Annotated in this window: 1 protein-coding gene; it reads right to left on the bottom strand. The window is 30.8% G+C overall.

The genetic code is table 11. From position 1 onward, the window contains the following. Positions 1-197: 197 nt before the first annotated feature. Positions 198-1,160: a DUF3231 family protein gene (locus tag CHI06_RS15030; protein WP_095249419.1), complete on the bottom strand. Its 963-nt coding sequence runs from the start codon at positions 1,158-1,160 to the stop codon at positions 198-200. Between the last annotated feature and the right edge of the window lie 364 nt (positions 1,161-1,524).

Below are 1,524 nucleotides of genomic sequence, written 5' to 3'. Positions count from 1 at the left end.
ATATGAAGGTTGTTTATCAACCTTCATACCCTACCTTTTTTTGTAAATATTCGACTGATACTTTTCATTTCACATATCACATAAACATTGCCTCCTTTTAATACTTTTGAATGGGGGCAAAATTTATGAGCTTGTTTTACAAGATCTACAGCACATCTTAGATTGTAAATCCTGAAGCATTTCAAAATATCGTAATATTAATTATTAATTGACCTATTAGTTATCGGTGGCTCATTAAACCAGTCTTTCCTTACTAATAACTTAAACCCTTTTTCTGAAAAGTTTTCTACCTGTTCGATTAGTTCCTTTAGTATTTTTACGTGACTTTTTTTATAACTAGATACAACAGCTGTTTGTAAATTAGCGATTCCTATGGGATTCAGGAACATTATTAAATTAGCCATTAGTTTATCTGAAAATGGAGATTCACTCACCTTATAAACGTGAGCCTCTAAGCCGGTTGTTGTTGGAACTCCGTTTTCTCTATATATGTCGGATAAAGTAGTAGCTTGTTTAATAGCCAACTTGGTCCCATCTTGCAAAAACCTCTTTGTGTCTTCATCCTTTACAACATCAGAAAAAGCAGTACATAGGGCTACACCAACATTATTACATTGAAATGAACCGAACATGCTTGCTAATTCAACAGCATTTAGTGGCCTTTGCTGAGTTGATACAACTTTAAAAAATGTGCCTTCTCTTTCCTCAGCTTTTTTGTAAGAAAATGACCTATTTTGCAATAAACCTTTATTATCTAGCAATTTTAAAAGAGAATTATCAATTTCAGTAATCTTATAAAGTATTTCTCTAAAAAAATTCTTAACCTTATAATCGGTTAAGTCAGAATATTGAAAAGCAAGCACACGAAGTCCATTACTAGTTATGTGCTTAAGAATCTCTATAATTAATTGATCAGAAAATAACTTTGCTGAAGAGCAATATAAATCATTTTCACTGAAAAACGGGGCATCTTTAAAGCCATTTTCAGACAATAATTGTATAGCCTCTTGTTCTTGAAATGTAGATAGTGTTTTAATCTCATTTAAAGTATTCCTCAAATCATTATCTTCAGCAGTATCAATAAGATTTTTCAAAAAAATATTGACCATATTTGAATTTGATTTTAGATACCAAAGAAAGCCTAATTCGTTTAAATTCATCTTAACGGCCCCTCCACTAATTTATCTTCTTTATAGTCTGTTAACAAAAATGGTAATTATTCATTATAATGTTCCCAAAAATATCTTACATAATATCTCCACAAGAATTAGCTAAACATAGCATTTGGAAATTATTTACGTAACAATTCTGAGGTGGTGGCTGAGTACACAAAGTTAAAAAAGAGTTTGCAAAGACCTCAAAAGACTCTACAACTTATACTAATGGTAAAACTAAATTTGTTAGTAAGATATTAGAGAAAGTGATGAAGTAAATTCTAAAGCTTGAACCCAATAATGATTAAAGCGGCGATCTAATTCCTTATTCAACTATCCTGAAAATAAAAACGTGGTGGTAGGGAAATTT

The organism is Bacillus sp. 7884-1, assembly GCF_002272245.1.
Classification (GTDB): domain Bacteria; phylum Bacillota; class Bacilli; order Bacillales; family Cytobacillaceae; genus Neobacillus.
Note: the sequence above shows the minus strand (reverse complement) of the source record. Positions and strands in the feature narration are given on the sequence as shown.